The sequence below is a fragment of the Chryseobacterium sp. JV274 genome, from assembly GCF_903969135.1.
In the GTDB taxonomy this organism is placed as follows: Bacteria; Bacteroidota; Bacteroidia; order Flavobacteriales; family Weeksellaceae; genus Chryseobacterium.
In genome coordinates, this window is the sequence record NZ_LR824569.1 from 613,915 (window position 1) to 634,526 (window position 20,612).

General features: G+C 36.1%; 18 protein-coding genes. 6 read left to right on the forward strand and 12 right to left on the reverse strand.

The window, feature by feature from the left end:
* Nucleotides 1–49: 49 nt before the first annotated feature.
* Genes CHRYMOREF3P_RS02870 through CHRYMOREF3P_RS02880 form a run of 3 tightly spaced genes read right to left on the reverse strand, consistent with a single transcriptional unit; the run spans nt 50 to nt 3,090 of the window.
* Nucleotides 50–1,189 carry a hypothetical protein gene (locus CHRYMOREF3P_RS02870; protein WP_047374599.1) on the reverse strand — a complete coding sequence of 380 codons (1,140 nt, stop codon included), beginning with the start codon at nt 1,187–1,189 and terminating at the stop codon, nt 50–52.
* Between the two features lie 26 nt (nt 1,190–1,215).
* The gene (locus CHRYMOREF3P_RS02875) at nt 1,216–2,118 is read right to left on the reverse strand and encodes a TssN family type VI secretion system protein (RefSeq protein WP_077417149.1); all 903 of its coding nucleotides are present in this window, start codon (nt 2,116–2,118) and stop codon (nt 1,216–1,218) included.
* A gap of 54 nt (nt 2,119–2,172) precedes the next feature.
* Complete coding sequence (locus CHRYMOREF3P_RS02880; protein WP_232538961.1) at nt 2,173–3,090, reverse strand: type VI secretion system baseplate subunit TssG; 918 nt, start codon at nt 3,088–3,090, stop codon at nt 2,173–2,175.
* 488 nt (nt 3,091–3,578) lie between these two features.
* Between CHRYMOREF3P_RS02880 and CHRYMOREF3P_RS02885 the strand changes: the two genes are divergently transcribed.
* Together CHRYMOREF3P_RS02885 and CHRYMOREF3P_RS02890 are read left to right on the forward strand one after the other, a co-directional pair.
* Nucleotides 3,579–4,370: a S1/P1 nuclease gene (locus tag CHRYMOREF3P_RS02885; RefSeq protein WP_077417147.1), complete on the forward strand. Its 792-nt coding sequence runs from the start codon at nt 3,579–3,581 to the stop codon at nt 4,368–4,370.
* A 450-nt stretch (nt 4,371–4,820) separates the two neighbouring features.
* Nucleotides 4,821–5,687, forward strand: coding sequence for an RNA polymerase sigma factor RpoD/SigA (locus tag CHRYMOREF3P_RS02890; RefSeq protein ID WP_002979276.1), 867 nt, complete (start codon nt 4,821–4,823; stop codon nt 5,685–5,687).
* Nucleotides 5,688–5,951: 264 nt separating this feature from the next.
* On the opposite strand, the gene CHRYMOREF3P_RS02895 is transcribed toward CHRYMOREF3P_RS02890, so the two are convergent.
* Complete coding sequence (locus CHRYMOREF3P_RS02895; protein WP_180563821.1) at nt 5,952–6,692, reverse strand: hypothetical protein; 741 nt, start codon at nt 6,690–6,692, stop codon at nt 5,952–5,954.
* A gap of 238 nt (nt 6,693–6,930) precedes the next feature.
* Between CHRYMOREF3P_RS02895 and CHRYMOREF3P_RS02900 the strand changes: the two genes are divergently transcribed.
* The 4 genes from CHRYMOREF3P_RS02900 to CHRYMOREF3P_RS02915 all read left to right on the forward strand — a co-directional run bounded on the left by CHRYMOREF3P_RS02900 (nt 6,931) and on the right by CHRYMOREF3P_RS02915 (nt 11,366).
* Nucleotides 6,931–7,536, forward strand: coding sequence for a hypothetical protein (locus tag CHRYMOREF3P_RS02900; RefSeq protein ID WP_180563822.1), 606 nt, complete (start codon nt 6,931–6,933; stop codon nt 7,534–7,536).
* A 15-nt stretch (nt 7,537–7,551) separates the two neighbouring features.
* Nucleotides 7,552–8,052, forward strand: coding sequence for a GNAT family N-acetyltransferase (locus CHRYMOREF3P_RS02905; protein ID WP_180563823.1), 501 nt, complete (start codon nt 7,552–7,554; stop codon nt 8,050–8,052).
* 91 nt (nt 8,053–8,143) lie between these two features.
* Nucleotides 8,144–9,262, forward strand: a complete 1,119-nt coding sequence (locus tag CHRYMOREF3P_RS02910) for an FAD-dependent monooxygenase (protein ID WP_077417141.1) — start codon at nt 8,144–8,146, stop codon at nt 9,260–9,262.
* A gap of 73 nt (nt 9,263–9,335) precedes the next feature.
* Nucleotides 9,336–11,366, forward strand: a complete 2,031-nt coding sequence (locus CHRYMOREF3P_RS02915) for a S9 family peptidase (protein WP_180563824.1) — start codon at nt 9,336–9,338, stop codon at nt 11,364–11,366.
* 64 nt (nt 11,367–11,430) lie between these two features.
* On the opposite strand, the gene CHRYMOREF3P_RS02920 is transcribed toward CHRYMOREF3P_RS02915, so the two are convergent.
* The 8 genes from CHRYMOREF3P_RS02920 to CHRYMOREF3P_RS02955 all read right to left on the reverse strand — a co-directional run bounded on the left by CHRYMOREF3P_RS02920 (nt 11,431) and on the right by CHRYMOREF3P_RS02955 (nt 20,577).
* Nucleotides 11,431–11,895, reverse strand: coding sequence for a heme-binding domain-containing protein (locus CHRYMOREF3P_RS02920; protein ID WP_180563825.1), 465 nt, complete (start codon nt 11,893–11,895; stop codon nt 11,431–11,433).
* 14 nt (nt 11,896–11,909) lie between these two features.
* Complete coding sequence (locus CHRYMOREF3P_RS02925; RefSeq protein ID WP_180563826.1) at nt 11,910–12,515, reverse strand: DUF3347 domain-containing protein; 606 nt, start codon at nt 12,513–12,515, stop codon at nt 11,910–11,912.
* Nucleotides 12,516–12,551: 36 nt separating this feature from the next.
* Nucleotides 12,552–15,326, reverse strand: a complete 2,775-nt coding sequence (locus CHRYMOREF3P_RS02930) for a multicopper oxidase domain-containing protein (RefSeq protein ID WP_180565744.1) — start codon at nt 15,324–15,326, stop codon at nt 12,552–12,554.
* Between the two features lie 103 nt (nt 15,327–15,429).
* The gene (locus CHRYMOREF3P_RS02935) at nt 15,430–15,903 is read right to left on the reverse strand and encodes a DUF3347 domain-containing protein (RefSeq protein ID WP_077417135.1); all 474 of its coding nucleotides are present in this window, start codon (nt 15,901–15,903) and stop codon (nt 15,430–15,432) included.
* 119 nt (nt 15,904–16,022) lie between these two features.
* Nucleotides 16,023–16,403: an HYC_CC_PP family protein gene (locus CHRYMOREF3P_RS02940; protein ID WP_228408819.1), complete on the reverse strand. Its 381-nt coding sequence runs from the start codon at nt 16,401–16,403 to the stop codon at nt 16,023–16,025.
* A 152-nt stretch (nt 16,404–16,555) separates the two neighbouring features.
* The gene (locus tag CHRYMOREF3P_RS02945) at nt 16,556–18,793 is read right to left on the reverse strand and encodes a TonB-dependent receptor plug domain-containing protein (protein ID WP_180563827.1); all 2,238 of its coding nucleotides are present in this window, start codon (nt 18,791–18,793) and stop codon (nt 16,556–16,558) included.
* Nucleotides 18,794–18,836: 43 nt separating this feature from the next.
* A complete protein-coding gene (gene kdsA, locus CHRYMOREF3P_RS02950) occupies nt 18,837–19,646 on the reverse strand; it encodes a 3-deoxy-8-phosphooctulonate synthase (protein ID WP_047385197.1) in 810 nt (269 codons plus the stop codon).
* Between the two features lie 406 nt (nt 19,647–20,052).
* Nucleotides 20,053–20,577 carry a DUF1697 domain-containing protein gene (locus CHRYMOREF3P_RS02955; RefSeq protein WP_077417129.1) on the reverse strand — a complete coding sequence of 175 codons (525 nt, stop codon included), beginning with the start codon at nt 20,575–20,577 and terminating at the stop codon, nt 20,053–20,055.
* Between the last annotated feature and the right edge of the window lie 35 nt (nt 20,578–20,612).

Genomic DNA, 20,612 nt, shown 5'->3' on the forward strand with positions numbered 1-20,612 from the left:
AAAAATCCCGAATTTTCATTCGGGATTTATATTTTTAACGATGGTTGTATTAGTCTAATACACTCCAACCTCTCTTAGGGTTTGTATTTGTAGAAACCTCTTGTTCGTTAACGATGATGTTTTCTTTTCTCTGACCGATGTAATCAAGCTCGCTCAGTTTAGAGAAAATTGTTTCAAGGCTTCTCAGCATCTGCTGAATATAAAGCAATGGCTCACCACAGTTATGATGATCATAATTGGTCTCTGCTACAATAGAAAGCTGGTTCAATAAGGTGTGGGGAGCAATCTCACTCCACTCTAAGCTATAATTCAGCATTTCTTCCAATTCAGCAGGAACAAGAAGCTGGGTAGAATTATATAAATGAAGGGCTAATCTCGCAAAAGACTCGATCAGAAATACAGGTGGCTGCCATGGAGTAATATTTCTGAACTGGAAATACATATCTCCAAAGGTATTCACCATGGTACTGCACAGAAACTTAACATTTTGTGCCAAAGCTGTATTTTGATTTTTGTGAGAGGTCTTCTGAATAATTTTAAAAGCATACTGCTGAAGATTCCCGATAGACTTTGCATAGCTGCTGTAATACTCTACCAAAGCCGGATGACTCTGTACAGAAGTACATGGCGGAATAAAGTTGGAATCTACCTGAGCAATATTTCCTTTTAAATCTACTTTTCCAATGATTAGGTAGTTCCCTCCCGAATAGCTGCTGTTTAAAGAAGTTACAGGAAGCAGTTCAATATGGTGATTCGGCTGTGCACTTGGGTGGCGCGGCGGAATTTCTTCAGGGTCAATATCTCCAAAAGGAACTTTATCAAAAGGATTTACTGAGATTAAGATATAATATTCTCCGTCTGCCTGCTCTTCATTCATGGATTTTGCCAAAGACTTCACGCTGATTCTTCTGTCTGTCAGCTCAATACGGTATCCAGCCATTGTCACAGCGCTGCAACGCTTGATAACAAGCTGTACATCATTGGTTGCCGTATTGTGAACATCAAAAATGGTACGGTCTGTAAATTCGTTGGAAATAGGCAGAAGTCCGTAATTATATGTAGTAATTCCAAGGGAATTGGAATCTCTGATGGTATCAATTAAGAAATTATCCTGATCATTCAGGTGTCTCTGGGAAACCTTCATCCCATCCACCCAATTGATTGCAAAATGTTTAATAGGCTGTATCATGTTTAATACTTTTTAATTTTTTGTGATTATGATTTTTTTGCGACTCCCTCCTCTTCATGCTGAATAACTCTCTTACAAATCACCACTTCATTTTCAGAAATGCTGTTTGTTGTAATGTCGTGGTCGAAATCTATATATTTTCTAAAGCTGAAAAACGATTTTTTAGTGTAAAAGATCCAGTAATAAGGTTCATTTCCTTCGTCTGAAAGATGAATAACAGAACCCGGATTCTTATGGTTATAATCATCCACTACCCTGTAGAACCAATCTCCGAAAGTAACTCCCGTTGGAAGTGTTTTCGCTTTGATTCTGAAACGGTTGGTATCTTCTAATTTTTTGCTCAATTCAACATTCAATACCATTAATCGGTCAAAATCGGCACCCTCGAAATCAGGCAGCTTCTGCTCCGGTGAATATCTCCATGTTTTATAAATATCAAAAGGAATCGTGATAAACTGGATATAACAGTAATAAAATACCATTGGAACTACAAAGATCAGCATACTTGTTGCCGCCATTACAGAATATCCCAATCCTTTACTCATCCAGTTAAAGATCAGTGTAAAAAGATACCCTCCCAAAGCAATACACGTTAATGAAAGTATAGACTCAAACAGAATACTCATTGCCAGAGATTCGATATGCTTTTTGAAATATTTATGCAATAAATTCACATGAATAATCCCAAAAATAAGGTAAATAACCTGTGCGATGAGATACCAGTACGGATTAAAGAGATTTCCGGCAAATCCAAAAAATCCCGGAATAGCCAGGCATAGACTGCACAGAAGCACGTATATAATAATTACTTTAATTTTTATTGCAGGTTTATTTCTCCGGATTACACCCAGTATAACCATCATAATAATTGCGATTAAAGGCATTAAGATATACCTTAGAAAAATACCTTTTACTGAAGAAATTTCCATTTGTTTCTTTTCGAATTTATACTTTGTTGGTAGCTGTAAATATAATAAAATAATTTAGAGAAATGTAGAGTATCCAAGGCGGCTGGCATTTCTTCCATCGTCTTCAAGACTGAATGAATATTCCTCTTTTTCTGTAACAAAATTCTCTTCCACGTCAACTGTTACCGGAAGAAAATAATCATAGAGTGACTGAAGTACATTTCTGAACGGACTTCCCGGGATATATTTTTTCATATCTTCATATCGAATAGGACCAATATTCACCACCCAGTTTCGCTGCCCGTCCATATGCGGACCACTTGGAATATAGGTTACTCCTAATCTTGAATTTCCCAATAGCATGGAATTATCATTTTTCTCAATCTCATCAATGATGTTGGGTGAAAAAGTTACGTTTACCGGTACCTGCAGAAAAGCAGTCATACACCTTTCAAACCATTTTTTGTCTCCCCGGATCTGGTGGAAAAATGGCAGAATATGCATAAAAATATAAGCACTCTGTTTATCCAGCATCTTTATCAGAGGCCAAAGCTCACTTACCGTTTCCAATAAAGAATCCGTATTGCTCGTAATATCAAATTCTGATTCTTTAAGTAAAGCACTGATTTCCGTAAAAAAAACTTCCAGTTCAAAAGGGCGGAAAAACTTACGGGCATCATCTTCTACTCTTTTCTGTTTGCGGATTTCCCTTACCACAGTATCTACATTCTTTCTGGAAGCTCCAAGAGATGGCGGATGAAATAAGCCTTCCGGAAGATAGTCATAAATACCCTCCCTGTAACTCTCTATGGTAAATACTTCCTCATCAAATCCCAAATAACTGCTTGAAATGCTCTTTATATCCTTCAGGTAAGCACGGTCGTTCACGCCAACACGCTCAATGAATATATTACTTACCGCACGATGGTATTTCAATAGATTAACAGCCACAGCTTCAGCTTTAAAGTCTGTCTGCAGCTTATTGTAATGCATATCTACAATATTAGTCTCATACATAGTGTTTCCTCTGATTATGACTTGTAAAGATAATATATCTCATAAGTTTGAAAAAATATTTTACTAATAATTTTATCCTAAAAATAATAATTTATTGACATTAAAAGGAATAAATTCAAGCAAATTCCGTAAAAATACGGTAAATAGAAGGTTCGTTTGTTTTTTAAAATATAAAATTAACTATTCATAATCAAATGGTTAAGGGTTCAAAATTCTAGGCTTAGGGTTTAAGGTTGAGATACCGTTTTTTAGGTCTTCCTTATATAAAGAACCTTATGCTCTCCTACTTCTCATCAGTTATTTATCCTCTTTTTCTGAAAAATATCAGTTTTCAAACGTAATATAAATAGGTCTTTTATTTAGATTAAATTTTATTAACATCATCTTATGGAATAAATTCAGGATAATGCATGCTCATTCCGAAAGCGGGCCGTATCTTTGCAGACTGAAAATTGTTATTTAAAATGAAAAGTATTTATTCTAAAATTCTGATTTTAGCATTCATGGCCTCTTCACTTTATTCTTATGCATGGGGATTAACGGGACACAGGGTTATTGCAGACATTGCAGAAAACCATCTTTCCCGAAAAGCAAGAAGAGAAATTAAAAAGATGATGGGAAAAGAACGCCTGGCGTACTGGGCCAACTGGCCGGACTTCATCAAATCTGATACCACTGGAGCATGGAAACAGGCTTCATCATGGCATTATGTAAATATTGATCCGATGACCGACTTTAAAGCTTTTGAACAAAACTTAAAAGCACAGGCAGGACCAAGCCTTTACACTCAGGTAAACACATTATCCAGCCAGATCAAAGACAAAAAGACTTCTGAAAAAGACAGAAAAATTGCTTTAATCTTCCTTATCCATATTATGGGAGATCTTGCACAACCCCTTCATGTGGGAAGAGCAGAAGATTTAGGTGGAAACAAAATCAATGTGACCTATTTCGGGGAAAAAACTAATTTACACTCCGTTTGGGACGGGAAATTGGTGGATTCTCAAAAATACAGCTACACGGAGTATTCTAAGCTTCTGGATATCAAATCTAAAGAAGAAGTAGCACAGATACAGTCCGGGACACTGGAAGACTGGTTGTACGATTCTCATAAAATTGCCAACAAGATCTATGCACAGACTCCTAACGATTCTAAATTATCTTACGACTATCAGTATAAGTTCAATGATACTGTAGAAAGACAACTATTGTACGGAGGATTGAGACTGGCAAAAGTATTAAATGAGCTTTTCTAAATACGGATTGTAAGTTGTGGATTAAGTAAAGACAGCTTAAAAAGTATTCTTAGATATAAAAACGAGACTTCGGTTTCGTTTTTTTTGTTTAAAGTTTAGGGTTTAGGGTTTAGGGTTTAGGGTTTAGGGAATTTACGAGGTTTTTTAAAGAATTTCAGATCCTCTTATTGATGTATACTTTGGTTTTTAAATGAAATAAATCATAACATGCTAGTTATCAATTTATTAAAATATATCTGAAAAAATATTCATTTATTTTACTTTTTACATTATGCAAAAACGCTCTACTTAGACCACATTAATTCGCTTTATATCAATCAATTACACAAAAACAATAAAACATTCATACATTTTACTTTGTACATTTTACAAAAAAAAATAAAACTTGTGTAACCTTTTTACCTTTTCATACGTATATATTATAGTAACTCTTTTTTGAGGATAAAATAAATGAGACAATTAAAAATCACTAAGCAGGTTACCAACAGGGAAACTGCTTCATTAGACAAGTATTTGCAGGAAATTGGTAAAGTGGAACTGATCACTGCGGACGAAGAAGTAGAATTGGCACAAAGAATACGTGCAGGCGACAGAGCCGCACTGGAGAAATTAATCAAAGCCAACCTTCGTTTCGTAGTTTCTGTATCCAAGCAATACCAAAATCAAGGTCTTTCTTTACCCGATTTGATCAATGAAGGTAACCTAGGATTGATGAAAGCGGCAAAAAGGTACGATGAAACTAGAGGTTTCAAATTTATCTCTTATGCAGTATGGTGGATCCGTCAATCAATTTTACAGGCATTGGCTGAGCAGTCAAGAATTGTAAGACTACCATTGAACAAGATTGGTTCTATCAACAAAATCAATAAAGCATACGCTCACCTTGAGCAGGAAAATGAAAGACCACCTTCTCCGGAAGAATTGGCTGAAGTTCTTGACATGAGCGAGGAAGATATCAAAGAATCAATGAAAAACTCCGGAAGACACCTGTCTATGGATGCACCTTTAGTAGAAGGTGAAGATTCTAATCTTTATGATGTATTGCGTTCAGGAGAATCTCCAAGTCCTGATAAAGATCTGATGCTTGAATCTCTGCAAATTGAGATTGAAAGAGCATTGAATACTTTGACGCCAAGAGAGGCTGATTTGGTAAGATTATACTTCGGACTGAACGGAAAACACCCAATGACTTTAGAAGAAATTGGTGAAACTTTCGATCTTACAAGAGAGAGAGTTCGTCAGATCAAAGAAAAAGCAATTAAGAGACTAAAACACAATACCAGAAGCAAGATTCTTAAATCTTACCTGGGTAAATAATTTTAGCGTAAAAAATTTTATAGGCGGAGTCTGTTTTTCAGGCTCCGTTTTTTATTGTAATTCATCGATAAAGCAACCTATTTAATATGCATTGTATAATTGATGTAACATTTTTAGTTTGTTCAAACACATCAATTTCACTTTCTTTGAGATCAGATACACAAAAAACCCGGAGAAACACTTTTCTCCGGATAACTAAGTACCGTAATATTATCGCCAATTTATTCGGAGACGATATCCCGATTTCAAAAAAACAAGCTACTTTTAATCATTTCTAGTAAGAGTTAATTTGTAATTTCTTGCTACGTTTCCGTTATTTATTATATTGATCTGTCCTGCAGCTGGCATAGTTACAGTATAATTAAATGCTGTTGCATTACCACCATCACCACATCCCCCAAGACCTGGCCATGTCACAGCAACAGTATTCCTTGCTGTCTGAGCATATGTTGGGGAACCAAAAGTACTGGTTAAAAACCCATTTATTCCTTTAAGACCATAATAACTATTAGACCCATAACTATGAACCAAGTAATTAACGGTAGTAGCATCATCACAACCGTTAACGGTTGTGATAGCAAGCATATATAAACCATTAGGGATACCTGTTAAATATGCAGCATTAACTCCAGCTCCAATAGAACCACTATTAGATCTTACCTCACCAGTAGTTGAACCTGCTTGCTTCATTACAACCCCTGTAGCATCTACATAAACAGAAGACAAAACAGTTCCTGATGAAGCAGAATTGATAGTTCTTATTCTTGCAGTCCCATTAACATCAAGAGTGTTAGTTGGAACCGTTACCCCAATTCCCACAGTTCCGGCAGGAGTTACAGTAAAATCATTAGCCTGTTGAGCTGTGGAGGGAGCTCCTGTAGAAGGATTGTCTTTAGCTCCATCAACATGGAAAGTGCCTTGAGGGTTCGTCGTATTAATTCCTACTTGTGAATATGCTAATGATGAGATGATCAAAGAACATAAGAGAATAGTTTTTTTCCCCATTACTATTTTTTTAATATTTAAGCCGCAATAATACAAAAAGAGTAAAATCACTTCTAAAAAACGCCTATTACATAGATATGACATGAAGTATAACACAAGTGTGCGGACTTCTGTAACATTTTTCATCGTTTGTTCAACTAATTAAAATCATATCCTTTACTCATTTGTGGTAAAATCTAAATGAGTAATTTTAGTTGTTGGGATATGACGTTGATAATACACCAAAATAAAACAGACTATGAAAAAAATACTTTTCGCCTCTATCCTGGCTTTCTCCGTAATTTCCTGCAAAGAAAACAAATCACGGCAAGCTCCTATAGTAGAAAATGCAGTTGACAATGCTGAATCTTCAGTTTCAGGATCTATTAAGAAAAATGCCACATACTCACGTGGTGGAAACCTTGTTCATGAAATCTATGAGGAACTTATAAAAAATGATAAATCCTTACAGGAACTGGACAACAGAATAGAAAACATTCAAAAAGAAACCGAAACCGCTATTTCGGAATATGATGATATTATCGGAAAATCAGAAATATACTATAATGATGCTACTACATTATCTAGCTCTGTAACCGATTCCATTATCAAAAAGCATATTGAAGAAGAAATAAAGGCAAGCTCTAAAAAATATGATGTAAAAACACAAGCTATCAGAGATCTCATCGGCAAAATAAAGGTGAATAAAGCAGTGCTTTATGATCAATATATTGTATTCAAAATCAGAAATACTCTTCCTGAAATTGAAAAATATCAAAATGCTCATCCTTTGAAAACGGACAGCCTTAACCAATTTATCAATAAGCAGAATCAACTGCTGGGAGAATTGAAAAAATTAAAATAAACACCATTACACCTCATGAAATATACTACAAAATGGCTCACTGATAAAGCCCGCGTTAAAGAACTGGTAGACTTTTTTATTACCCATAAAACAGATTCTTATATTTCCCATGGCGAAATGATGTCCGGCAGAGCTATTGATTCCCATCACTGGAATCCGGATCTTGAACTGATTCTTACCGAGCAGCTGATTACTGATTTTAATTCTGATGGCAGCTCCAAGCTGAATATTTTAATTGCAGAAAATGAAAATGGGGAAATTGTTGGAATGATGGTTTTCAATGTGATCAACAGCCTTTTTAAAAAGTATGCAATTCTGGAGGATATGCTGCTGGATCAGTCTGTAAGAGGTCAGTCACTTGGAAGTAAGCTTTTGGAGAAAGCTATTCATGAATCTAAAGACTGGAATATCAGCTTTATCCTATTGGAAAGTGGGGTCAACAATCATGGAGCTCACAACTTTTTTAGTAAGTATGGTTTTAAAAAGGTATCGGAAAGCTATATTTTAACAATATAAATTTAAATATGCAGAATCAAATTTTAAAGGTAAAATCCTCGCCTTAAAAACTGCATAACATCAAGAGTCTCAATCATCCAACAAAAAACTTATGAACACCATTTCAATCATCGGGGCCGGAATCGGAGGGTTAACTCTCGGAAATGTACTGAAACAGCATCAGTATGATTTCACGATCTATGAATCCGCTTCCGAAATAAAACCTGTAGGAGCCGGGATTATGATGGCGGTAAATGCGATGCAGGTCTTTGATCAACTGGGTTTAAAGGAAAAAATTGAAAAAGCAGGTAATAAAATTCACAGAATTGTTATTGCCAATGAATCGTTACAAACTATCTCCAAGACAGAAATTCTGGAACTTGAAACTCAATACAATTCATGCAATGTTGCAATTCACCGGGCTGAGCTCCAGAAGATTTTAGCTGAAAACCTTCCTTCCGATTCCATTAAACTGAATCATTCTCTACAAAAAATTGAAAAAAAGGGAAACTATATTTTAGATTTTGAAAACGGAAATCAATTTGAAAGTCAGATTGTTTTTGGAGCTGACGGCATAAAATCCCCTATCCGAAACCAGATTCTAAAAACCGGAATGATCCGTAATTCAGGGCAAAAATGCTGGCGTGGTCTTTTAGATTTCGATCTGCCTGAGAAACATCATCAGGAGGCCTTTGAAATGTGGGGAAAAGGAAAACGTTTTGGATTTGTAAAAATTTCTGATAAAAAAGTATACTGGTATGCCTGCGTGAATGAAAAAAGCTTTGGGAAATATACTGAAATCGCAGAGATTTTTAATGATTTTGATTCTTTGGTATTACAACTTATCGAAGCTACTGCAGACGAAAATATTATTTGTAACACAATTTCTGACCTCTCACCTATTCCCAAATGGTATTCTGAAAATTTATGTCTGATTGGAGATGCTGCTCATGCCACAACTCCCAATATGGGACAAGGTGCCTGCCAGGCAATTGAAGATGCTTATATCATTGGAAAACTGCTGGAAAAAAATCAGGATTTCAATGCGGTTTTTGAAGCATTTCAAAGCATCAGAAGAAAAAAAGTAGATTATATTGTCAACACAAGCCGAACCATAGGAAAAGTTTCTCAATGGGAAAGAGGAAATTCAATACGTAATTTTCTGATGGGTATGATTCCGGAGAGCATCAATCAAAAAATGGCTAAAAAGATTATACAACTGGAAATGTAGAAGTCCGGTTTAAGAAAAATATAAAATTTAAAAAATTATATTCGATTTATTAATAACAACTAAAATTAAAAACATGAAAAAAATCTTTTACGTATTGCTCTTATTCATAGGAGTACATACAGCACAAGCACAGGAGGTCCCGGTACTGGACAGAGGATTATTTTTTGGAAATCCGGAAATTTCCGGAGGACAGTTGAGCCCGGATGGAAAATGGATTTCCTTTACAAAAGAATATGGCGGTATCATGAATATATGGGTAAAAAAAATTGATGAACCTTTTGAAAAAGCCCGTCCACTCACGGATAGCAAACGCCCGATGAACGGATATTTCTGGTCAGAAGACGGAAAGTATATTCTTTATGTAAAAGATGGTAACGGAGATGAAAACATGAATATTTTCGCCGTAGATCCTATGGCAAAAGTTACCACCGGAGTTCCGGAATCCAGGAATATAACACCTCTTAAAGATGTTACAGCACAGATCTATATGGTGAGCAGAAAAGATCCTGATTTATTGATGATTGGATTAAATAACCGTGATAAAGCATGGCATGATTTATATTCATTGAAAATTTCTACAGGTGAGCTGAAAAAGATTTATGAAAATACAGACCGTATCACAAGCTATGAATTTGACTGGGATGAAAAATTGAGAGTCCTTTCCAAAACGGATGATAAAGGAACTACCCAGTTTTTTTATAAAGAAGGCGATAAACTGACTCCTATTTATGAGACTTTGGTAACAGAAAGTGCCTATATCTCAAACTGGAATGAAGATAATTCTAAATTCTATCTGGTAACCAACAAAGGGAATCTTGATAAATCTACCTTATTCCTGATGGATCCGAAAACCAAACAGATTACAAAAATAGAAAGTGACCCTAAAGATAAAGTAGATTTTGGAGGGCTGTTTCTGGACAGAAATACCAGAAAGATGATCTACACCTCTTACACCGGAGACAAAACAGAATACTACTGGAAAGACAAAACATGGGAGGACAATTATAAATTTCTGCAAAGTAAATTTCCTGGAAGAGAAGTTAATTTTTCAAGCTCTACCAAGGATTATTCTAAATTCTTAGTTGCTGTTGGAGGGGATAAATATGCTTCTGAAGCGTATTTTTTTGATGCAAAAACAAAACAGCTGATTTTCCAGTATACCCCAAGAACAGAATTAAAAAAGGTTGAAAAGTATCTGGCTGCAATGACTCCTATTTCTTATAAAAGCAGTGACGGACTTGAAATTCCGGCATATCTGACTCTACCTGTAGGTTCATCAGGCAAAAATGTTCCTGTCGTTGTTCTTGTTCATGGAGGTCCGAAGGGTCCAAGGGATTATTGGGGGTACAATTCAACGGTACAGTTTTTAGCCAACAGAGGATATGCAGTATTACAGCCTAACTTCAGAGCGAGTGGTGGTTATGGTAAAAAGTTCCAGAATGGCGGAGATCTTCAGTGGGGAAAACTGATGCAGGACGATATCACATGGGGTGTAAAATACCTGATTGATAAGGGAATTGCAGACAAAAACAAAGTAGTGATCATGGGAGGAAGCTATGGTGGATATGCAACACTGGCAGGTTTAGCCTTCACTCCGGATGTATATGCTGCGGGAGTAGATATTGTAGGACCAAGCAACCTCTTTACTTTATTGGATTCTGTACCTGCTTACTGGGAAGCGGCACGTGCTTTCCTGTACGGAATGGTAGGTGATCCTAAAACCGAAGAAGGTAAAAAACGTATGCATGATGCCAGCCCTTTATTCAGTGTGGATAAAATCAACAAACCATTATTGATTGTTCAGGGAGCTAATGATCCAAGAGTGAAGCAGGCTGAAGCAGATCAGATTGTCATTGCGCTTCGTGATAAGGGTAAAAAGGTAAATTACATTCTTGCTGATGATGAAGGCCATGGATTCCGTAAGCCGGTTAACAGCATGGCAATGTATGCTGAAACGGAGAAATTCCTTGCTGAAGTAATCGGAGGTAGATATCAGAAAGAAATGCCTGAAAATGTGGCAAAACGTCTGAAGGAAATGACCGTTGATATTTCAAAGGTGACTTACACACCCAAAAGCGAAAAAACTGCAGGAGCTTCTAAATAAAGCTGCTGTATAAATAAAACAAAGCCATCTCATTTTTACGAGATGGCTTTTATTTTTTAAGTCCTTATCTTTCATTTTCAACCTGCATTTGCTCTACCCAACGGACCATTTCTTCTATCTGTTTTTCGGAAAGTTTAGCTTCCGGATGAAGATAAGTATAAGAGGTAAGCGGCATTTTCTTCTGTTGTATCTGATGAGCAATAGATTCTAATTTATTGGCCTGTTTACGGCGGCTGTAACTACCCCATTCATTAAAATTCAATTCTTCTTTTCCTTTTTTAATATGTTTTTCAAGATAATAACTTAAAGGCTGTATATAGGAATAAAACGGATAATGAGTAGAATTGCTATGACAATCATAACAGGAATTTGTAAGAACAGATTGCACATTCTCAGGAAGTTTGTACACCTTTGAAATATCTGTTGAAGGAACCTGCCCGTAATCAATATTACGGGCAGACTGAATGATCTGAATAAGTAAAAAAATTAGAACAAACCCTAACAATATGTTTTTTATGTGCCGGTTCATCACTTTTTACAATTTTAAAATACTTTTTTTATAGATCCACAGTTGATCATTTTTTGCCCTTCATACGGATTGATGATCTCTTCCGACTCACTGATCCAGGTTCCTCCTTTTCCATTATTGTACATTGGACAAAAGTCCTGGTATAATTTTAATCCGTCGGTTCCTTTTTCTTTGATTAAATCGGCAATATCATTACTCAGGGACAGCAGATGTTCTCTCTGATGGGCTATATCGTCAGATTTTTCACCTATATGTTCTGCATTCTCTGCTGCACTTTCCAAAATATCTTTTACTTCAGAATTTAGCTTACTTCCATCCTGTTTTTTTAAGATAGAATACAGTTTTTTAGCTTCTAATGAGGCTGTTTTAGAATCATCCTTTGTTAAAGCATTTTTTAAAGGCAGATACCCCTCCACAATTTGCTTTATTGAAAATACTGAAGAAACTGTTGATTTTTTTATATCTTTTTCAGAATCATTCTCTGTTTTTAGTGGTACAGCTTCTACAGACTGCTCTTCCTGCGTTTTAAGATAAGTTTCTGCTGCCTTTTTTGAGGAACTGTTTTTATTACACGAGTATAAAAGAACTCCTACTAAAAGAACGGTTAATATGTTTTTCATTTTTTTTTAATTAATTTTATAAAATTCTATTGTGTATCAGTAGGTTAAAGTAACACCTGCACCCCAGCCCATTTCATTATCATAGTTTCCGGAAACGGATAACCATTTTTGAAGAATATATCTCATTCCTGTTGAGAATTCCCCATCAGAATTGACACTGAAATTTCCTCTCAGTCTTCTGGAAAGTGGAATATCCTCACGGCTCAGCTCCAATAATACTTTTCCGTTTTGGTCCACACTTGCATCAGCGGTAATCAACATGGGAAGTACATACTGCATACCTATCATGAATGCAAATTTGTTTTTGGAAGCTTTCTGCTGTCCGAACCAGGTTTTTTTACCATGAAAATCCATACCCATATCCTCTGTCATCTGTCTTTCCATGATCTCATGATTTTTTTGAACTCTGACTCCTGCATAAGGAAGCGCCCATTGGAATTTTCCTAAGAAGCGTCCTACTTTTGCACTTCCTTCAAAATGATCAAAATTCCAGTTGGAATGAAACTCGTTAAGGTTTGCCCATCTCGGTCCGAACATTGTCATTGTTTCTGCATGAATTTTATTGCTTGCTATATCCAGCATCGCCATAGAACTGGTCATTGTATTATCCTGTATAAAATTTTTCCAGGCTAATTTTCTGTTCGGAAGCTGTGGATTCGGTTTTGAATTTTCATAACTGAAAACTCTTCCCATTCCTGCCATCATATGATATAAAATATGACAGTGGAAAAACCAGTCTCCATCCTGATTGGCAGCAAACTCTATTGTTACGGTTTCCATCGGCATGATATCTACCACATTTTTCAATGGAGAATACTCTCCTTTTGAATTGATTAATCTGAAATCATGCCCGTGAAGGTGCATCGGGTGGCGCATCATAGAATTATTATACATTTTAATTCTAAGAATTTCTCCCTTTTTTATCAGTATTTTATCTGTTTCTGTAACAGTTTTGTTGTCCAGCGTCCACAGATAATGGTTCATATTTCCTTCCAGTGTAAATTTCATTTCACGAATGGTATCCGTAGGAAGAATAGTTTTTTCAGGAGATTTTAAAATATTGTAAGACAATCTCTTGATTGTTTTTTCTTCCTTCATCTCCATTTCTGAGTGTTGAGAGTGATCTTCTTTTTTATCTTCCTTTGTCTTCATTCCCATCATCTCATTGATATGTTTCGCTGTAGTTTTTCTTTGATTTTCAGATAATTCCGGGTACATCACTTCATTCATATCCATCATCTGATTTCCCATCGTCATATTCATCGGTTTCATATTTCCGCTCATCTCCATCATTCCGTTCATCATTTTCATTCCTTCAAAAAGCATCAGCCTTGGAAGATTGGGTGCTTCAATTTTTTCACCTGAACCCAGCCAAAGGGAAGCATGTCCTATTCTATCTTCAGAAGTCGCTCTGAATTCAAAGCTTTTATTCTCAGGAATGGTAACTTCAATGTCATACGTTTCGGAAACCCCAACAATCAGACGGTCAACTTCTACCGGGACAACATCATTTCCGTCATTTCCAACTACTTTTATCTTTCCTCCACCATAATTCAGCCAGAAATAGGTGGATGAACCTCCATTGGCGACTCTCAATCTTACTTTATCACCAGCTTTTAGATTAGAATAATCAGAACTGGGAGTACCATTAATCAGAAATTTATCATAATAGACATCACTTACATCCATGGCTTCCATTCTTTTCCATTCATTCAATGCTTTTGTCCCGAAGTTTCCGGACTTGATGGCTTCCCAATAACTCTGTACTGCATTTTTCTTTACCGCATACCAGTCTGTATTGGCCATATGAAGTCGTCTTGCAATCTGCATGGGATCATCATCACTCCAATCGCCCAGCAAAACAGGAATTTCCGCATTGTATTCTGTTTTAGGCTCACCTTCTCTTTTATTGAAAACCAGTATTCCATTCATTCCTATCTGCTCCTGAAGGGCTTCATGGGAATGATACCAATACGTTCCGTTTTGGGAAACTCTGAATTTGTATAAGTGGGTTTCTCCCGGTGTCACAGGTTTTGTAGTAAGATAGGGAACTCCATCATGCTCATTGGGCAGAATTACTCCATGCCAGTGCAATCCTGTATTTTCTTTAAGCATATTGTGCAGGTAAATCTCGGCAGTATCTCCTTCTGTGAAATATAAAGTAGGAGCCTGAAGTTTCCCGTTGATCGCAATAGCTCTCCTGCTTTTTCCAGTGAAATTGACAATGGTATCTTTTACATACAGATCATAACGAACTGTTTTCCCACCAAAAGTAATTCTTCCGTTTTCAGAATTACGTTTTAAAATAGATTTCTCCTCTTTCGGATTTTCTGCCTGTACATGAGAATGATCTTCCTTTTCAACCAGATCCATCCCACATTTAGGACATTTTCCCGGCTTATCGGAAACTACTTCAGGATGCATCGGACAGGTATAAGTAGTTTGAGCTTGAGTTAAAACCTGGGTTTTAGCTGGTGATAGAGCTTTTTTCTCTGGCTGAACAGAAGGCTTTATTACTTTTGCTTTCTCAGCCTTATTGGTTTCCTTTGTTTTACTTGCCTTTTTAAGGTCTCCATTTCTCTCAACTTTTACCTTATTTATTTTTGTTTCTGCAGGCTTTGTCTTCGTTTCTGTTTTAAGTATAGGTTTCGCATAAGGCTTTACAACGACCGTCTTTTTAACCAGAGTCATTCCGCATTTCGGGCAGTCTCCAGGTTTTGAGGACACCACTTCAGGGTGCATCGGACAGGTATAATATGTTTTTGTAGTTTGTGCGAAAGTAAAAACAGAGAATAAAAGCACCAGAAACATTATCAGTTTTTTCATAATATTTCAAAGTTTTAGAAGCCGTACAACTTAAAGTTAATTATAACTTAAGATATACAACTTATTATTTTAAAGAATAATAGACTAATTATTTAATCTCTGACTTTACACTTCCGCATGAAAGCATAGACTTCCCGTAGTATGGATTAAGGATCTGTTTTTCGTCGCTCAGCCAGCTTCCGTCAGCCATTGGGCAATATTGTACATAGACTGGTTTTTCAGAAAGTTTGAACTGCTTGGTCAAAGCGATCATATTATCTGAAAGATTGAAAAAAGTTTCTCTTTGGGCAGCAACGTTTCTTGCTTCAGAAATAGCAGATGCATCTTTTCTCAGAACATTCAGGTTACCTTCTGAAACCATTTTATAATCAATGGTTGAAGCTGTTTTAATGAATTCTGTTGCGGCTTTTGATGTTTTGTCAGCATCATCTGAAGCTAACGCTGATTTGATTGCGATATAGTTCTGATACAGCTTAGAAACCTGAGCATCCTTTTTAGATTGTGCTGATAATGAAATGATTGAGAATAAAGATAAGGCTGCTGTGATGATATATTTTTTCATTGTTTTAAATTTTAGAATTAATTTTTAATAAAGAATAATGGTGACGCATCAGAAATATGCGTCAGAACATGTCGCCAGTAGCTGTATACGGTAATGATACAGAAAACGACAGACGGATTCTAAATTCTAAAATTACAATGATTGATGTAGATAGGAACCGGCCGGTATTCTGGTGGTCCATTAATCTGAATTTGAGTATACTTGGTTACTGAAAAAGACTTGTCAACAACAGCAAACTGATGTTTCACCGGGACTTCTGAAATTGAACTTAAAAAATCGATGTTCAGAAGATCAGACTTCTGGGAATCATCTACTTTTACTACTTTGATCTCTGTTTTGCAGCATCCTTTTTTGTCTTTAACACCGCATTTAGCACAGATACCATCAGTTTTCTGGCTTACAGAAACAAATTCCTTCATGCAATAATGAATGCTAAAAGCTGCTCCGGAAGAAAATCCGAAGTAGAAAATAGAAAACAATATGGCAAGAATCTTTTTCATTGATAAGACAAAATTAAAAATATCTTTGAGACCATTGTTATAAAATTTGGTAATGTTGTTATAAAATTCGGGCAAAATAAAAAGCTTCCGAATTTTTCCGAAAGCTTTTATTTATTTTTTGAGAGATTAAAGTCAACCTCAACCTCTAATTTTTACAGTTTGAACTCCAGTTTCACATTGAAGAAACGTCCTGTAAGACGTACCGGAACCGGATACATATAATTGCTGTTATAATCGGTGATCCATTGGTTCGCTACCGTGTTGTTGATGTTGAATGCGTTGAAAACCTGAACTCCTAATGTCAGTTCTTCAAAATTACCCCAGAAACCAGATCTCTTATTCTTTTCTTTCGGATCGATAAATACTTTTGTCAATCCTAAGTCTACTCTTTTATAGGCAGGAAGAGTCTGCTGATAATTATAAGCAGAACCAAAATCCGGCTGCCCGTTACTGTTGAATAGTACAGGAGCTCCTGTAGGCAATCCCATAGCATAGACCAAAGTAAGATTCACGCGCATAGACGGAAAGCTTGGCATATAATCCTGATAGAACATGGCAAATCTCAATCTCTGATCTGTAGGTCTCGGAATATCTCCCCTTCCATCAATATTTTCATATACTCTGGCATAACTTGCAGACAGCCAAGAATCTACACCAGGCACAAATTCTCCGAATAATCTGGTATCAATACCATACGCATATCCTTTGGAATTATTCTGCCCGGAATAACGGATCCTCACATTATCCATATAATACGGAATCAGATTATCCATTTTCTTATAGTAAAGCTCTGTTGTAAGCTTAAATGGTCTGTCATACATCTGGAACTCATAATCGTTGGCAAGAATTACCTGGATAGAGCGCTGTGACTTTATATTAGAATTAAAATTACCGTCTAAATCTTTAATTTCTTTATAGAAAGGAGACTGATAATAGATACCTCCTGAAATTTTGAACAACATATCACTGTCCCAATCAGGCTTTATCGCAAACTGGACTCTTGGAGAGAATATTGTTTCTTTATTGAAACTCCAGTTGGCAACACGTACTCCGGCATTTACAAACACTTTGCTCGCTCCCCAGTAGAATTTCTGCGAATACTGTGCATAGGCTGAAAGTCTTGTAGGTTCAATATTGTTTTGTCCGGCAATATAATAAGCAAGCTTAAGATCTCCTGTAGTTCCGGTTCTGGGATCAATAATTTCCGGTCTTGGAATACTATATCCTGCGGAATCTACCAATTTCCATTCGTTGGTAAAATCTTTCAGGTTTTCTTTCTCATATTTAAATCCAACTTCAAAGTCGGTATTTACATTAGGAGAAAATTTGGCTCTGAACTGTGTTCCGTATGTTCTTACAAATAAATCATTTCTTGCATGTTCTATCTGTCCGCCAACATCGAAAGATGTCACAGGCTGCTGTGTTACCGGATCAAATGTCTGAAGCTCATATGCTGACTGTATTGTATAATATTCTCTTTCTCTGTTCTGATAGGCAAAGGCATCCAAAGTAAGCTTCCATTTGTCGGTCGGCTTATAATTCATGGAGAATGTACCCATCATATTTTTATACTGGTCATTTTCTTTACCAGCATATCCTATATTTACTGTAATAGGCTGTTGAAGGCTTCCGAAAGTAACACTTTTTGCTTTAGGAATCATTTCGTAATCATTCTTGGAATAATATCCGATGAATGACACAGAGAATTTATCACTGACATGATAATTCAGATAAGACTGGAAATCCCAATACGTAGGGTTAAAGTCTGTATCTTCCTTCAAGGTATTAAGAACAAGATTGGTATTTCTGTATCGTCCGGAAAATAAAGCTGTAAATTTTTTATTTTTTGAAGCCAGCCCTGTTGTCAGCCTGCCTCCTATTAAACTAGCCTCTCCTGAAACTTCAAATTTTTCAGGTTCACGATAATAGATATTCAAAGCGGAAGACATTTTATCACCATACTTGGCTTCAAATCCTCCTGCAGAGAAATTCACTGCAGAAACCATATCCGGATTGATGATACTCATCCCTTCCTGTTGTGAGTTTCTGATCAGGAAAGGTCTGTAGATCTCAATATCATTGATGTAGATAAGATTTTCATCATAGTTTCCACCACGAACCATATATTGGGAAGACAGCTCGGTATTGGAGTTTACGGAAGGAAGTGTCTTAAGCAATCCTTCAATTCCACCGTTGATAGAAGCTACAGATTTTGCTTCTTTTGCTGAAATTCTCACATTGGTAAGGTCGTTGGTTCTTCCTGTTGTTTTTTTCTGGAAGACAACTTCCTCTATATCGGTCACTTTAGTGGTCGCTGTATCCTTTTTTCTTTGTTGTGAGAAAATCAGAAACGGGACCATAAGGCTTAGCGGTAAAACTAGTTTTTTCAAAAGAAATGTTTTAGAATTTCTAAAATTAATGTTTTTTTAACAATTACAAAATCGATTCTCTAATTCTTGTTAGTTTTTGTAACAAATCTTCTAATAAATCTAATCTTAACATGTTGGCACCATCAGACAATGCTGTTTCCGGTGTAGGGTGTGTTTCTATGAAAATTCCGTCTGCTCCTACTGCAATTCCTGCTTTGGCAACGGTTTCGATAAGGTCCGGTCTTCCACCTGTAACCCCTGAATTCTGGTTAGGCTGCTGCAGAGAGTGTGTAACATCTAAAATAACGGGAGCATATTCTCTCATCGTAGGAATTCCTCTGTAATCCACGATAAGGTCTGTATATCCGAAAGAATTTCCTCTTTCAATGATCGCTACTTTCTGGTTATCAGAATCTGTTACTTTCTGAACAGCAAACTTCATGGCTTCCGGTGAAAGGAACTGTCCTTTTTTCAGGGTAACACATTTTCCTGTTTTCGCTGCTGCGATTAATAAATCAGTCTGACGAACAAGGAATGCGGGAATCTGCAGAACATCTACATACTGTGCTGCCAGAGCTGCGTGTTCATTTTCATGAATATCTGTTGTCGTAGGAATGTTAAATGTCTCTCCTACTTTTTTTAGAATTTCCAGTGATTTTTCCTCTCCAATAGTTGTGAAAGAATCTACACGGCTTCTGTTGGCCTTTTTGAAGCTTCCTTTAAAAATATAAGGAATATTATATTTATCCGTGATATTGATTACTTTTTCAGCAATTCTTAGTGCCATATCTTCCCCCTCAATAATACAAGGTCCGGCAATAAGGAAAAAGTTCTTTGAATCTTTGTGCGAAATATTATCTAAATACTGAATCATTTTATTGTAATTAAAAAGTTCAGTAAAAATACTGAGAAAGTTTCACAAATGGAAATTATTTGGTACTAAGAGTAATTAAAGATATCCTGCATCAATGCTGCAAAGAAAACTGTAATCAAAAATGAAGCAAGGAAAAAAGCAATGATATAAAAAGGATATTTATTGATTTTAAACACTTTCCTTAATAATAAATGTATTCCAAAAAGCAAAGTATAATACCCGGTGAGTGTAATGAAACCTTCCAATACACTTGCTGAATAATTAAGTGAAACCACTAACGAAATAATAGAAATAAGGATAAAGAAAAGGATAAAAAGCTTAAAAATCTTTGAGGGATTCTTAAAAACGTAATAATAGAAATTAGCAATTGCGAACATCACTATTAGATAAATCAACAACCCAGGCATCAGAACTTTTTCAAAACCTTCTCAAACGTATTCACATTTCTGCTGGTAAACTGATCTTTAAGGTTTTTTTTGCCCAGTACCTTTCCAAAGGTAGAGTCCAAAGTATTGCCTTTCGGAACCTGCCAGTAAAATATATCATTGACAATTTCCGCCTTCTCATTTTCCACCTGAGCAGCTTTTTGAAATTCTTCCATCAGAACTTTTTCAATACCCGGAATCCCAACAAAACCATAAATATGAAGTTCTTCATTCTTTTCAAAAGGTATACTCTTCCAGAAAACCTCAGTCTCTTCCTGAGATTTTACAAACAAAAATGCTTCATAAGAAAAATAATCTGACATTGCCTTTTCCAGAATCACCTTTAAATCCTGAGTATTTTTATCCGAAGAAAATACAATATTTCCGGAAGCCAATATTGAAACCACATCAGTCATTCCGGCATCTTTAAAGACATGGCAGACATCCGCCATTTTCATATTGGTTCCTTTTACGTTGACGCCACGGAGAAAAGCACAGTATTTCATTTTTGCAGGGTTTAGATGATAGGTTGCAAGGTTTG